This window comes from uncultured Ramlibacter sp. (genome assembly GCF_936925435.1).
Classification (GTDB): domain Bacteria; phylum Pseudomonadota; class Gammaproteobacteria; order Burkholderiales; family Burkholderiaceae_C; genus Ramlibacter.
The window spans coordinates 78,700-92,042 of sequence record NZ_CAKZHQ010000002.1 but is presented as its reverse complement, the minus strand read 5'-3'; the positions used below and the strand labels follow the sequence as shown (position 1 = coordinate 92,042).

Annotated in this window: 15 protein-coding genes; 3 read left to right on the top strand and 12 right to left on the bottom strand. The window is 68.6% G+C overall.

Translation table 11 applies throughout. From position 1 onward, the window contains the following. Nucleotides 1–4: 4 nt before the first annotated feature. Both Q0632_RS00505 and Q0632_RS00500 read right to left on the bottom strand, forming a co-directional pair. Entirely contained in the window at nucleotides 5–1,495 is a 1,491-nt protein-coding gene (locus Q0632_RS00505) for an amidase (protein WP_298923236.1), read from the bottom strand. After that, nucleotides 1,479–3,260, bottom strand: coding sequence for a glutamine--tRNA ligase/YqeY domain fusion protein (locus tag Q0632_RS00500; RefSeq protein WP_298923234.1), 1,782 nt, complete (start codon nucleotides 3,258–3,260; stop codon nucleotides 1,479–1,481). The genes Q0632_RS00505 and Q0632_RS00500 overlap by 17 nt, the downstream gene beginning before the upstream one ends. 156 nt (nucleotides 3,261–3,416) lie before the next feature. Here Q0632_RS00500 and Q0632_RS00495 point away from each other — a divergent pair, with 156 nt between their 5' ends. Beyond that, nucleotides 3,417–3,803 carry a hypothetical protein gene (locus Q0632_RS00495; RefSeq protein ID WP_298923232.1) on the top strand — a complete coding sequence of 129 codons (387 nt, stop codon included), beginning with the start codon at nucleotides 3,417–3,419 and terminating at the stop codon, nucleotides 3,801–3,803. 107 nt (nucleotides 3,804–3,910) lie between these two features. Here the strand turns inward: Q0632_RS00495 and Q0632_RS00490 are convergent, their stop codons facing one another. From Q0632_RS00490 to Q0632_RS00480, 3 genes are all read right to left on the bottom strand, one after another. Then, nucleotides 3,911–4,108, bottom strand: coding sequence for a hypothetical protein (locus Q0632_RS00490; protein ID WP_298923230.1), 198 nt, complete (start codon nucleotides 4,106–4,108; stop codon nucleotides 3,911–3,913). A 236-nt stretch (nucleotides 4,109–4,344) separates the two neighbouring features. After that, nucleotides 4,345–4,614, bottom strand: a complete 270-nt coding sequence (locus Q0632_RS00485) for a hypothetical protein (protein WP_298923228.1) — start codon at nucleotides 4,612–4,614, stop codon at nucleotides 4,345–4,347. 73 nt (nucleotides 4,615–4,687) lie between these two features. After that, the gene (locus Q0632_RS00480; protein WP_298923226.1) at nucleotides 4,688–5,794 is read right to left on the bottom strand and encodes a kelch repeat-containing protein; all 1,107 of its coding nucleotides are present in this window, start codon (nucleotides 5,792–5,794) and stop codon (nucleotides 4,688–4,690) included. Between the two features lie 96 nt (nucleotides 5,795–5,890). Between Q0632_RS00480 and Q0632_RS00475 the strand changes: the two genes are divergently transcribed. Next, the gene (locus tag Q0632_RS00475; RefSeq protein WP_298923223.1) at nucleotides 5,891–7,846 is read left to right on the top strand and encodes a PAS domain S-box protein; all 1,956 of its coding nucleotides are present in this window, start codon (nucleotides 5,891–5,893) and stop codon (nucleotides 7,844–7,846) included. Here the strand turns inward: Q0632_RS00475 and Q0632_RS00470 are convergent. From Q0632_RS00470 to Q0632_RS00440, 7 genes are read right to left on the bottom strand one after another with little or no spacing between them, the layout of a single operon-like run. Next, nucleotides 7,772–8,575 carry a LytTR family DNA-binding domain-containing protein gene (locus Q0632_RS00470; RefSeq protein WP_298923221.1) on the bottom strand — a complete coding sequence of 268 codons (804 nt, stop codon included), beginning with the start codon at nucleotides 8,573–8,575 and terminating at the stop codon, nucleotides 7,772–7,774. The two genes, Q0632_RS00475 and Q0632_RS00470, sit on opposite strands and share 75 nt — an antisense overlap. Then, entirely contained in the window at nucleotides 8,572–9,609 is a 1,038-nt protein-coding gene (locus Q0632_RS00465) for a sensor histidine kinase (protein WP_298923219.1), read from the bottom strand. The genes Q0632_RS00470 and Q0632_RS00465 overlap by 4 nt, the downstream gene beginning before the upstream one ends. Next, the gene (locus Q0632_RS00460) at nucleotides 9,606–9,929 is read right to left on the bottom strand and encodes a 2TM domain-containing protein (protein WP_298923217.1); all 324 of its coding nucleotides are present in this window, start codon (nucleotides 9,927–9,929) and stop codon (nucleotides 9,606–9,608) included. Before Q0632_RS00460 ends, Q0632_RS00465 begins: the two co-directional genes overlap by 4 nt. 11 nt (nucleotides 9,930–9,940) lie before the next feature. Beyond that, nucleotides 9,941–10,996, bottom strand: coding sequence for a dienelactone hydrolase (locus Q0632_RS00455; protein ID WP_298923876.1), 1,056 nt, complete (start codon nucleotides 10,994–10,996; stop codon nucleotides 9,941–9,943). 5 nt (nucleotides 10,997–11,001) lie between these two features. Beyond that, nucleotides 11,002–11,298 carry a 2TM domain-containing protein gene (locus tag Q0632_RS00450; RefSeq protein ID WP_298923215.1) on the bottom strand — a complete coding sequence of 99 codons (297 nt, stop codon included), beginning with the start codon at nucleotides 11,296–11,298 and terminating at the stop codon, nucleotides 11,002–11,004. A 37-nt stretch (nucleotides 11,299–11,335) separates the two neighbouring features. Then, complete coding sequence (locus Q0632_RS00445) at nucleotides 11,336–11,893, bottom strand: DUF6622 family protein (protein ID WP_298923213.1); 558 nt, start codon at nucleotides 11,891–11,893, stop codon at nucleotides 11,336–11,338. 38 nt (nucleotides 11,894–11,931) lie between these two features. Beyond that, entirely contained in the window at nucleotides 11,932–12,345 is a 414-nt protein-coding gene (locus Q0632_RS00440; protein WP_298923211.1) for a DUF2306 domain-containing protein, read from the bottom strand. A gap of 173 nt (nucleotides 12,346–12,518) precedes the next feature. Here Q0632_RS00440 and Q0632_RS00435 point away from each other — a divergent pair, with 173 nt between their 5' ends. After that, complete coding sequence (locus tag Q0632_RS00435; protein WP_298923209.1) at nucleotides 12,519–13,343, top strand: undecaprenyl-diphosphate phosphatase; 825 nt, start codon at nucleotides 12,519–12,521, stop codon at nucleotides 13,341–13,343.

The window sequence follows — 13,343 nt, the reverse complement described above, 5'->3', positions numbered from 1 at the left end:
AGGCTCAGGTCGGCGCCAGCGCGATGAAGTCTTCGCGCAACTTCTCATACGCCCCGGCCACGCGCAGCAGCAGGGCATCGGCGCTGTGGGCGGCGATCAGCTGCAAGCCCATGGGCCAGCGGCCGTTGGCGTGGAAGCCCGCCGGCACGCTGATGGCGGGCAGGCCGGCCAGCGTGGCGTAGAGGGTGGCTTCCATCCAGCGGTGGTAGGTGTCCATGGGCCGGCCGGCGATCTGCTGCGGCCAGCGCTGCTCGATCGCAAAGGGCCAGACCTGGGCCGAGGGAATGGCCACCACATCCCACTGCGAGAGCAGCTCGCGCATGTGCTGGTAGTAGCGCGTGCGCGCCTGGCTGGCACGCATGAAGTCCATGAAAGTGAGCGACAGCGACTGGTCGTACTCCCACAGCGCCTCGGGCTTGATCGCCTCGCGCGCGCTGGGCAGCTGGATCAGCGCATCGACACGCGGCCCCACCAGGGCACGGCGCCAGGTGAGCCAGCAGTCCCACAGTGCGGCCGGGTCCGTGCCCAGGGCAATGTCCTGCACCACGGCGCCCGCTGCCTCCATGTGGCCCAGCGCGCCGCGGCAGACATCGAGCACGCCCTCGTCCATCGCCAGGTAGCCATCGAGGTCGCCCAGCCAGCCGATCTTCAATCCTTTGAGAGTGACGGCGGGATCGATGTCTTCTTCATGCGACCAGTCCAGCGTGGACTGCAGCGACAAGGGCAGGCGTGCATCGTGCCCGGCCTGCGTGGCCAGCAGGCGGCCCAGGTCGCGCACGCTGCGCGCCATCGGGCCTTCCGTGCCCAGTTGGTCGGTCCACACATCGGGGCCCGGGCCCAGCGGCACGCGGCCCTGGGTGGGGCGCATGCCGAACACGTGGTTCCAGCCCGCAGGGTTGCGCAGCGAGCCCATGAAGTCCGAGCCATCGGCCAGCGGCAGCATGCGCTGCGCCAGGGCCACGGCCGCGCCGCCGCTGCTGCCACCGGCAGACACCGAGTCGTCCCATGCATTGCGCGTGGCGCCGAACAGATTGTTGAAAGTGTGCGAGCCCAGGCCCAGCTCGGGCAGGTTGGTCTTGCCAATGACGATGCAGCCCACCGCCTTCATGCGCGCCGTCATCAGGCTATCGCGCACCGGCATGTTGCGCGCCAGCAGTGTGCAGCCCTTGGTCGACGGAAAGCCCACCGCGTCCGCCGCATCCTTGATGGCAACGGGAATGCCGTGCAGCCAGCCGCGGCTGTGGCCTGCCGCGAGTTCCTTGTCGCACTGGTCTGCTTGGGCCAGGAGCTGGTCGTCAGGCGCCAGGTTGACGATGGCGTTGTAGTGCGGGTTGAGACTGTGGATGCGGGCGAGATAGGCCTGCATCACCTCCCGGCAGCAGAGGGCGCGGGAGTGGAGGAGGGAGGAGAGGGTGGATGCGTCTTGCTCGATCATGTGCGTTGAATCCTTGGCTTGGCGCGCATGAGAAGCTTTTTCTCTACTTCCCCCAACCATCCTTCATCCCCGCCACTCTGTTGAACACGGGCTTGCCTTCAACGTGGTCCACCCGATCCGCCACAAAGTACCCGTGCCGCTCGAACTGGAACTTGTCGTCGCCCTTCGCAGCAGCCAATGACGGCTCCACATAGGCGGTGACGATCTTCAAGCTGTCCGGATTGAGTTCTTCCAGAAAGTCCTTGTCGCCCGTGTCCGGCTGCGCCACCGCAAACAGGCGGTCGTACAGGCGCACTTCGGCCTGCACCGCGTCGCTGGCGCCCACCCAGGTGATCACGCCCTTGACCTTGATGGCGTCGGCGCCGGGGGTGCCGCTCTTGGTGTCGGGGATCAGGCTGGCGTGCACCTCGGTCACCTTGCCGTTGGCGTCTTTGCTGGCGCCGGTGCACTCGATCACGTGGCCGTACTTCAGGCGCACCTTGTTGCCGGGGTACAAGCGGTTGTAGCCCTTGGGCGGAACTTCTTCGTAGTCGGTGGTTTCGATCCACAGTTCCTTGCCGAACTGGAACTCGCGCTTGCCCAGCTCGGGATGGTGCGGATGCACGGGGGCACTGCACGCATCGAGCGTGCCGGCGCCATGCAGTTCGTCCCAGTTGGTGATCACCAGCTTGACCGGGTCCAGCACCGCCATGGCGCGCGGCGCCTTGGGGTCCAGGTCGTCACGCAGGGCGATGTCCAGTACGCTGTAGTCGATCCAGCCGTCGCTCTTGGTCACGCCGTTGCGGTCGTTGAACAGGCGGATGGCTGCGGCCGTGTAGCCGCGCCGGCGCATGCCCACCAGGGTCGGCATGCGCGGGTCGTCCCAGCCGCTGACATGGCCCTGGTCGACCAGCTGCTTGAGCTTGCGCTTGCTGGTGATCACATAGGTCAGATTCAGGCGCGCAAATTCATACTGGCGCGGGTGCGGCTGGCTGATCAGGCCGCCCTCGGCCAGCTTGTCCAGCAGCCAGTCGTAGAAGGGCCGCTGGTCCTCGAACTCCAGCGTGCAAAAGCTGTGGGTGATGTTCTCCAGCGCGTCCTCGATGGGGTGCGCAAAGGTGTACATCGGGTAGATGCACCACTGGTCGCCGGTGTTGTGGTGGGTGGCGCGGCGGATGCGGTACAGCGCCGGGTCGCGCATGTTGATGTTGGGGTGCGCCATGTCGATCTTCGCGCGCAGCACGGCGGCGCCGTCGGCCATCTGGCCGTCCTTCATGGCGCGCAAGCGGTTCAGGTTTTCGTCGATGCTGCGGGCGCGGAAGGGGCTGTCCGTGCCCGGCTTGCCGAAGTCGCCGCGGTTGGCGCGCATTTCCTCGGGGCTCTGTTCGTCCACATAGGCCAGGCCGGCCTCCACCAGGTATTCGGCGGCGCGGTACATGAAGCCGAAGTAGTCGCTGGCCTGGTAGGGCTTGTCGTTGCCCGGCTGCGTCCAGTCAAAGCCCAGCCAGCGCACCGAGTCGATGATGCTGTTGACGTACTCCGTGTCTTCTTTTTCCGGGTTGGTGTCGTCAAAGCGCAGGTGGCAGACACCGCCGTAGTCGGCCGCCAGGCCGAAGTTCAGGCAAATGCTCTTGGCATGGCCCACGTGCAGGTAGCCGTTGGGTTCGGGCGGGAAGCGGGTGCGGATCTTCGCCGCATCCAGCGGGCCTTGCAGCTGGGTGGCGCCGTCGGCCGGCTGGCCGGACCAGTGGCGCTGGGCGTACGTGCCCTGCTCCAGGTCGCGTTCGATGGCCTGGCGCAGAAAATTGCTGGGTTTAAGCGGTTCTTTGTCAGAAGCAGAGGTCATATAGCCCATTTTAGGGGTGGGTCTTCCCTGAGGTGGGGCGCCGGGGTTACTTCTGGCAACGGCTTTGACTGTGCATGCGGTAGTCCTTTCCCCTCCGGCGGCGTTAAATGAAGTCAAGGCGGGCCCATGGCCCGCCGCCACACCAGGAGAAAAACAATGCAGTACAGCCTTTCCCTGCTTCTCAAGGCAGCGGCAGCCGGCGCGGTGGCCCTGGCCGCCCTGCTCGCCGGCACGGCCGCCCACGCCGGCGGCGGCGTCAGCTGGTCGGTCGGCGTCCATGCCGCGCCGGGCGTCGTCTTCGGCGCCACCAACGCTCCGGTCTACGCAGCGCCGGTCTACCAGCCCAATTACTACGTGCAAGCCGTGCCCAACTACGTGCCGCCACCGATCTTGTATGTGCCGCCGGTGGTCTACCCCACGGCCTACTACGCGCCGCCGGTCTACTGGCGCGCCGGCGTCAGCCACTATGGCGGCGGGCATGGTCATGGGAAGGGTCATGGGAAGGGCCATGGCCACGGGCACGGCAACGGTCACCGCAGGTAAGCCACAGGTTGAATTGGCCCGCTGGTGCATCGCAAGGCGCCAGCAGGTTCTCCAAGCTGCCCCCGAAGCGCATGGCGCCCGGGGGTTTTTTTATGCAGTGTGTGGTTTCAGATGGGCGCCGTGTCGGCGCTGTCTTCCTCGGGCGCGGGCGGGAAGGTGGGGCGCAGCAGGTCCAGCATGCGCAGCTGGGCCCGCAGGTAGGGTCGGATGCTTTCCGTGCCTTGGCCGCTGTGGCCGCGCTTGAGGGCGCGCGCATAGAGCCGCTTGTCCTCGGGATCGTGGTTGGTGTTGTCTTTGCGGCCCATGCTGCCCATCTTGGGCCACTGGGTTTTTTGGCATGCCCTCAATGGGCCCCAGCGCCGGTAGGACAGTCCTGACCCCGTGCCTTCACACGCACAAAAAAAGGCCCCCAGGCTTTTGAGGCCTGGGGGCAATATGCCAGTCGCGGGACGGAGGGCCGGACCAGCTCACCCCGGAGGAGGAGGGGACTCAGAGGAGTCGGGGTGATTTCCGTGTGAAAGCGTGTCGTTGCTCTTGTGGGTTACGGGACACGCCTTTCGTTCAGTTCGGTGGTGGCTGCCAGCACTGCCGCCGTGGGCGACACCAGGGCACGTTCTGCAGCGCTCTGCATCACCACCTCGGCGGCGGTGATGCTCTGGCCGTCGGGCCCCAGCATCTGGAGGCCGTCGGGGCGCGAGAAAGCCATGATCAGCAAGGCCGTGCCCGCCACCATCAGCACCGCGTACGCCAGGGCGTAGGCCAGCTTGTGCACTGCATGTGCATCGTGGGCGGGGGTGGTGTGCAAAACCATGGAAGCAGTAGACATCTGGCCCACCGCCTGTGCTGTAGGACGCCGCCCACAAATGCTGCGGGACGGGTCTGAACTAGGGAATTATGAAAGCCTCGTGGACCGCGCTCTGGATGCCGCCGCCCATCACCGCGCCGCCGCCGGCCACATAGATGGTGTTGGCTATGGCGGCCGCGCCCAGGCCGTGGCGGGCCGTGGGCATGGGCGCCCATTGCTCCCAGCTGTCGCTGGCGATGACGTAGGCCTCGTTCTGGCCGAAGACGCGGTTCGTGCCCTCGCCGCCCATCACGTAGATACGGTCCTTGACCAGGCAGGCGCCGTGGCCCGAGCGCGCCGTGGGCAGCGGGTTGCGCGCCGCCCACTTGCCGCTGGCCGGCTCGTAGACATGGTGCAGGTTGCTGTTGGTGTGGAAGCTGTCCACCCGCCCGCCGATGACGTGGACCACGCCGTGGGCCGTCACCGCGCCGACGTGGTCGCGGGCCGTGGGCAGGGGCGTGGCGCGGCTCCAGCGGTCGGCCCTGGGGTCATAGACCAGGTGCCAGTCCACCGACTTCTTGGTCTCGAAGGTGTCGCCGATCGCGCCGCCGATGCCATGGACCTTGCCGTCAAGCACCACGCAGGCCACCGAGCCGCAGGCCTGCGGCAGGGGCGCGATGCGGCGCCAGCGGTCCTCACGGGCCGACCAGGCAAAGCATTCGGCGTGGGGCTTGCGGTTCTGTTCAGTGAAGCCGCCGATGGCCCACAGCGTGTCGCCCTCGGCCGCCACGCCCACGTGGTTGGCGCCCAGTGGCAGCGGCGCCGCGTCCTGCCAGGCGTTGCGCAGGGGGTCATAGACATGGTGGTAGGCGCGGTCCACGCGCTGCTCGCCGTAGCCGCCCACCAGGTGCATGCGGCCGTTCAAGGCCGTGGCCCAGGCCATCTCGCTGCGCGGCAGAGGCAGGGGGGCGCGCTCGGTCCACTTGCCGGCCGGGTTGACGCGCTTGGCCGGGCTGTCGTAGACGGCCTGCACCTCGGCCAGTTCCGGCTTGCCGACGCGGCCCGGTGCGTTGAGCCTCTCGTACATGCCGCCGTGGCCGGCGTGGGGATGGTCGGTCGGAGCAGGGCCGGCAAACCAGCTGCAGCCAGGCAGGGCAAGGGCGGAAGCGGTGCCGGCCAGCAAGGCCCGGCGGCGGTTGTTGTGCATGGTCTTTCCCGGCGGTCAAGACCGCAGGATAGACCATGGGCGCGCTCCATCGCCGCCCAGCAACACAGCGCGGCCATGCGCCGCTATCATGGCCTGATGCCTTCCGCCAGTGCCTTCCAGCCAGCCTCCGGCGAAGGCGACCGCTTTCGCCTGCTGGTCGATGCCGTCGTCGACTACGGCATCTTCATGCTGGACCCGCAGGGCCGCATCGAATCCTGGAACGCGGGCGCCCAGGCCATCAAGGGCTACACCGCCGATGAGGTCATCGGCCGCCACTTCTCCATGTTCTACCAGGAGGAGGCTGTGGCCAGGGGCTGGCCGGACGAGGAACTGCGCCGGGCCCGCGAGCACGGCCGCTTCGAGGACGAGGGCTGGCGCCTGCGCAAGGACGGCAGCCGCTTCTGGGCCAACGTGGTCATCACCGCCTTGCTGGCGCCCGACGGCAGCCTCAGCGGCTATGCCAAGGTCACGCGCGACCTGAGCGAGCGCCGGCTGCACGAGGAGGCGCTGCGCGAGAGCGAGCAACGCTTCCGGCTGCTGGTCGAGGGCGTGCAGGACTACGCCATCTACATGCTGGACCCGGACGGCTTCATCCGCAGCTGGAACACCGGGGCGCAGCAGATCAAGGGCTATAGCGCGGCCGAGGTGATCGGCCGCCACTTCAGCCTGTTCTACAGCGCAGGCGACGCCGCTGCCGGTCTGCCGCAGTCCGAGCTCGAGGAGGCCCTGAGCCGGGGCCGCGCCGAGCGCGAAGGCTGGCGCGTGCGCAAGGACGGCTCGGTGTTCTGGGCCAACGTGGTGATCTCGCCGCTGCGCGACACCGACGGCAAGCTGCGCGGCTTCGCCAAGGTCACGCGCGACATGACCGAGCGCCGGCGCCTGGAGGCGCTGGAAGATTCCAGCCAGCGCATGAACGAGTTCCTGGCCATGCTGGCGCACGAGCTGCGCAACCCGCTGGCGCCCATCCGCAATGCCGTCACCGTGATGCAGCTTGAGACCATGCACAGCCAGGTGCTGCGCAACAGCCGCGACGTGATCGACCGGCAGCTGTCGCACATGACGCGGCTGGTGGACGACCTGCTGGACGTGGGCCGCATGAGCACCGGCAAGATCCTCCTGCGCAAGGAGCGCGTGCTGTACGGCCAGGTGGTGGCGCGCGCCATCGAGGCGGTGCGCCCGCTGGTGGACGCGCGCCGCCACCAGCTGGAGGCCAGCCTGCCGCCGGCCGACATCTGGCTGGAGGCCGACCCCACCCGGCTGGCCCAGGTGCTGCAGAACCTGCTGGTCAACGCCGCCAAGTTCACGCCCGAGGGCGGCCGCATCGACCTGGGCGTGCAGCTCGATGGCAACCGCCTGATGACCACGGTGCGCGACAACGGCATCGGCCTGACGAGCGAGGCCATCGGCCAGATCTTCGAGCTGTTCTCGCAGGGCGACGGCCAGGCGGCGGCCAAGGAAAGCGGGTTGGGCATCGGCCTGACACTGGCGCGCTCGCTGGTGGAGATGCACGGCGGCCTGCTGGAGGCGTACAGCGACGGGCCCGGCCAGGGCGCGAGCTTCAGCTTCTTCCTGCCGCAGGCGCAGACGGTGGAGCTGGACGAGGACGTGGCCGGCGCGATGCGCTGCCTGATCATCGACGACAACCGCGACGCCGCCGACAGCCTGGCGCAGATCCTGCGCCTGATGGACTGCACGGTGCGCACCGCCTACGCTGGCGAGCAGGGCCTGGCCCTGGCCGCGCAGTTCGCGCCGCAGCTGGTGCTGCTGGACATCGGCATGCCGGGCATGGGCGGCTACGAGGTGCAGCGCGGCCTGCGCGCGCTGGGCCTGACCATGCTGGTGGCCGCCGTCACCGGCTACGGCAACGAGGAGGACCGGCGGCGCGTCACCGAGGCCGGCTTCGATGCCCATCTGGTCAAGCCGGTGGACTTCGGCCAGCTGCAGGAGGTGCTGGACCGCTCGCGCGCCCGGCTGTCCTCACATCGGCTTGAACAGGTGGGCGTAAAGCCGGCTGACCGGAAGTTTGTCGGGGTGGCCGCGCAGCGCCAGTGAGAGCTTGCCAGCCTCGTCGCGCAGCACGCTGTCGATGGCCTCGGCCCGCACCACCGTGCCGCGGTGCACTTGCCAGAAGACGGCGTCATCGAGTTGCGGCAGCAATTCCTTGAGCGGAGTGCGGATCAGGTACTCGTGGCCGGCGGTGAGCACGCGCACGTACTTGTCGGCGGCCTCGAAGGCCAGCACCTCGTCGATCGGCACCATGCGGATGGCGCTGCCCACGCTGGCCTGGATCACCTTCAGGCGCTGCGCCGCCGGCACTTGCCCGGCGCCCAGCAGATGGCGCAGCTGGGCCAGCGTGGTGTCGAAGCCATCGGCGCCCGTCTGCGTTCCTTGTCCTCGCCGGGTCAGCACATCCTGCAGCTTGGCCACGGTCTTGGCCAGGCGGGTGGCCTGCACCGGCTTGAGCACATAGTCCACGGCCTGCGCCTCAAAGGCCTGGACCGCGTACTGGTCGTAGGCGGTGACGAAGACCAGGGCCGGAAAGGGCGCGCCCTCGGGCCAGGCGTCGGCCAGCTCCGCCGCCGCCTCCAGGCCGCTGAGGCCCGGCATGCGGATGTCGAAGAACAGCACGTCGGGCCGCAACTCCAGCGCGCGCGTGACGGCCGAAGCGCCGTCGCCCACCGTGGCCACAAGCTGCAGCTGCGGCCAGGCGCGTGTGAGCTCTGCCGCCAGCGCCTGGGCCAGCAGGGGCTCGTCTTCGGCGATGAGGGCGCTTGGATTCATGTTTGAGATGGGAATCGAATGGTAGCCACCGTCCCTGCTGCCTGGAGTGCTAGCAATTCGATAGTGGCCGAGGGGCCGTACAGGGTCTCCAGGCGCTCGCGCACCTGGGCCAGGCCAAAGCCCCCGCCGTGGCGCGCTGCTTGCGCAAGGCCCACGCCGGTGTCGCTCACCTGCAGCACCACATCGCCGCCATCGCGCCAGGCGCGCACCGCGATGCTGCCGCCCTCGACCTTGGGCTCCAGGCCGTGCTGGATGCTGTTTTCCACCAGGGGTTGCAGCAGCAGGGTGGGCACGCTCTGCTGGGCCAGTGCCTCGGGCAGCTCCAGCGTGAAGGCCAGGCGCGGGCCCATGCGGATGGCCATCAGCTCCAGGTAGTCGCGCAGGCGCTCGAACTCCGCCGCCAGCGTGTGGGTGGTGGCGCGCGAGGCGCCCAGCGTGGCGCGCAGGTAGGCGATCATGTGGTCCAGCATGGTCTGGGCGCGCTGCGGGTCGGCGCCGATCAGCGCGCGCAGATTGGCCAGGGTGTTGAACAGCATGTGCGGCTCGAGCTGCGCTTCCAGCAGCTTGAGCCGCGCCTCGTTGGCATGCTGCGCCGTCTCGGCCATCTTGCGCTCCATCCAGGCGCTCTTGCCGCGGGTGTAGAAGTAGTAGATGCCGCTGATGCCGGCCAGCAGGCTGATCAGCAGCGAGGCGCGCCACTCGGCGGCGCGGTCGATGTAGACACCCGTCGGGTACAGGCCGAACTGCACGCAGATGCGGTCGGCCAGCCAGGTGCCTGCGACGTAGCCGCCGACGATGCCGCCCACCGCCAGCGCCAGGCCCTGCCAGCCCTGGGGCCAGCCGGTGTCGGAATGGAACAGCTCACGGCCCAGATCGACGATGGCCCAGATAAGGGTGCCGATCAGCAGCGAGTAGACGACGGGCGGGCCGTAGGGCCGGTCGGGCAAAAAGGCGTACTGCACGGTGGCGATGACCAGGGCAAAGGCCATCACCTGCAAGAGGTTGCGCAGCTTGTCGAGCCAGTCGGTCTTCATGGCGGCGGGCCGGCGCCGTCACGCTGGCGCAGCAGGCGCTCGCGCTCCTTTTGCACCATGCGCTCACGCAGGCCGCTGCCCGAGCCCAGCACGAAGACCGAGATGCCGTGGAAGGCCAGGCCCAGGCCCCACCCCAGCAGCGGTGCCATCGACCAGGGCCGCGTGCCGAAGCCATAGCGCGAGATGCTGAAGATGAACAGGTTCACCAGCACATAGACGGTGGCATGGATGTACCAGCCCAGCTTGGCGCCGGCGCGCTTGCGCGCCAGGGCATCGAGTTCCTCATTGGTCAGGGGCAGGTTGGAGTGGCGGCGGCGCATGCTGGGGAATTCTAGGGGAGCAGGTGGCGGGTGAAGAATGCCGTGATGCGGGCGTGGGCCGGCGCCACCAGGACACGGTCGAAGCCGGGCGGGTCGGTCAGCAGTTGCGCCGCCAGGCCGCTCAGGCCCGGGATCTGCGGTGACAGCAGCGAGGCATGGCCGGCCGTGGGCAGGTCGGCCACCAGCTCGCAGCTCTTGCAGGCCTGCAGAACCGGGCCGCTGTGAAAGCGCGCCGCCAGCCATTTGTCCTGGCCGGCCTGCACGATGCCCAGCGGCACGCGCGGCTGCGCCAGCGACTGCAGATCGAAGTCCACAGCAAACGGCACCTCGGCCACCACGGCGCGGATGCGCGGGTCGCTGTGGCTGTACCACTGGCTGTCGTCCAGCTTGTGGCGGATGACGGTGCGGGCAATGGTCTTCTTCAGTCCGTCCAGCCAGTTGCCTTGCAGCTGGGTGGCCAAGCCGACGCAGGTGGGGAAGTCGTCATCGAGGTGGGCCTCGCAGTGCTCCCGCAATTTCGCCGGTGACCAGCGGCCACCGGCGACGGTCAGCGCCGTGTGGCCGCCGGCCGACATGCCCCACAGGCCCACCTTGTCCAGCGCCAGCAGGGGCGCGAAGCGCGCGTCCGCGGCCACGGCGTCGATGGCGCGCGAGACCTCGGCGGGACGGATCTTCCAACTGGCGGGGCCGACCATGCCGTGGTCGCGGTAGTTGTCGCCGCGGTGCTCGGGCAAGGCCACCACGAAGCCGGCCGCGACCAGCTGCTGCGCCAGATCGGCCTGCGGCCAGGGCGCGCCGCCCGAGCCGTGCGACAGCACCACCAGCCTGCCATTGCCCCGCTGCGGCGCGCCGTTGGCGGCGAGACGGAAGTTGAAGGGGCCGCGGTTGACGGCGGCGTCGGGAGCGCTGGAGGGATAGAAGACCGTGACCGGGCCATCGCCCTCGCGGCCGGCCAGCTCGGTCAGGCCGGTGCCGGCCTGCGCTGCCGCGGCCAGCAGGGCCAGGGCGGCGACCAGGGCCCAACGTGTGAATGCCCAACGGGCCGAGGCCCGGGCCTGCGCCTGCACGGCGCTCACCAGGCGTCGCGGGCGGCCAGCCGCTCGCGCTCCTGTTTCACCAGCCGGTCCATCAGCCCGCCGCCGCCTGGCATGGCCAGCAGCACCACGGCGCCGTGCACCGCCAGGCCCAGGCCCCAGCCCAGGAAGGGGTAGATGGCCCAGTGGCGGCCGCCCAGCAGCGAGATGCCGGCCAGCAGCATGTTCACGCAGATGAAGACGGTGGCGTGGATCATCCAGCCCATGCGCATGCCGGCGCGTTTGCGGGCGATGCGTTCGAGTTCGGCGTCGGGCAGGGGTTGCGATGCATTCATGGCTTGCTCCTTGAGGTGGGACAGGAAAGAAAGGGCTTTAGGCGGCGCTGGCTTGCAGCGGCGCGGCGGCGGGCCGCAGGGCTTGGCGCCAGAGGCGGGCGGCGCGGCCGATGAACAGGCCGTTGAAGACGCCGTACAGGGCGCCAACGACCAGGGTGAACTGGCCGTCGTGGGCCAGCTGCGGCTGCATGGCCAGTTCCACGCCGACCACGTACCTGGTCAGGAAGATGCCCATGATCAGCAGCAGGGGAACGACGCTGCCGCGGGTGGCGAAGCTGCGCGTCGCGGCGTCGTAGGTGGCGGGGCTGCGGGTGGGGGCCACCAGGGCGGCCAGCACCGCGGCGCAGGCCAGCCAGGCCAGCAGCGAGCTGCCCAGGCTGGGCGAGGCGCTGAAGGCCGACCAGGTGCCCCAGGCCGAGAAGCCCGTCATGGCCACCGGCATGAGGGTCACGCGCACCAGGCTGGCCCTGCCGTCGCGCAGCTGGTTCAGGCCCAGGGCCAGCAGGCCGGTGAACAGGCCCCAGACCCAGCCGGGCGTGCCCTTGAGAACCTGCACGATGGCTTCGGGATGCTGCGTCAGCAGTTGGATCAGCATGGTGTTGCTCCGGATGAAGTGTTGGACAGGAAGGAAATTCAGACCAGGCCCAGCCACTGGCCCCAGACCAGCTGGCCCAGGTAGCGGCGCGGCAGCAGGGTGAAGGCGCCGGCGACGATGCAGGCGCCGAAGTACAGGTTCTGCATGGTCTTGCGGTGGCCGTTGACATTGCCGTGGGCCAGGAACCAGAAGGCGCCAAACAGGCCGAACAGGGTGACGGGCACCAGGATGTGGATGGGCGTGTAGCCGCCGATATTGGGCAGGCTGCGGTCGCGGATGAACATGGCCGAGACGGCGGTGACCACCATCAGCGTGACCCAGGCATAGCCGAAGGCCCGGTGCAGCTTGGGATGCTGGCTAGCGCTCTTGCGCGCCCACAGGGCGATGGGCCCGGTGAGGATGGCGCCGATGGCGGCGCTCATGTGGACGGCGATCAGTGGGGTCAGTTGCATGGTGTGCTCCCGGTTTGGGTGTGGAGCGGACTGTGCCGGCCGGCGCGGGGCTGCAACAGCGTTTTGCGACGGAATGCGCCCTGGCGGCGCGAAATGCAGGCCGGCCGGAGCGGTTGGCGGTCGGTCCGGCCCCCATGGCGTGACAGAATCACGCCACTTTTGAAGGAGCGCGTGTGGATCTCGTGATGCTGGCCAAGGCCGCGGTGATGGGGGTGGTGGAGGGGCTGACGGAATTCCTGCCGATCTCCAGCACCGGCCATCTGATCCTGGCGGGCGCCCTGCTGGGTCTGGACGACGACAAGGCCAAGGTCTTCGACATCGCCATCCAGACCGGCGCCATCTTCGCCGTCATCATCGTCTACTGGCAGAAGATCCGCGCCACCCTGGTGGGCCTGCCCACCGAGCGCAGCGCGCAAAAATTTGCCGTCAACGTGGTGATCGCCTTCCTGCCGGCCGTGGTGCTGGGCTTGCTGTTCGGCAAGTTCATCAAGGAGCACCTGTTCACGCCCTGGGTGGTGGCCAGCACCTTCATCCTTGGCGGCTTCATCATCCTGTGGGCCGAGAAGCGCCCGCAAGACGCCGCCACCGTCCACGATGTCGACGACATGAACTGGAAGGACGCGCTCAAGGTCGGCCTGGTGCAGTGCCTGGCCATGATCCCCGGCACCAGCCGCAGCGGCGCCACCATCATCGGCGGCATGCTGCTGGGCCTGTCACGCAAGACGGCGACGGATTTTTCCTTCTACCTGGCCATGCCCACCCTGGTGGGCGCCGGCGCCTACAGCCTGTACAAGGAGAGGGCTCTGCTGTCGCTGGCCGACCTGCCGGTGTTTGCCGTGGGCCTGCTGTTCTCTTTCCTCAGCGCCTGGGTCTGCGTGCGCTGGCTGCTGCGCTACATCTCCAGCCACAGCTTCACGCCCTTTGCCTGGTACCGCATCGGCTTCGGCATCCTGGTGCTGGTGACGTGGTGGACCGGCTGGGTCGACTGGCACGCCTGA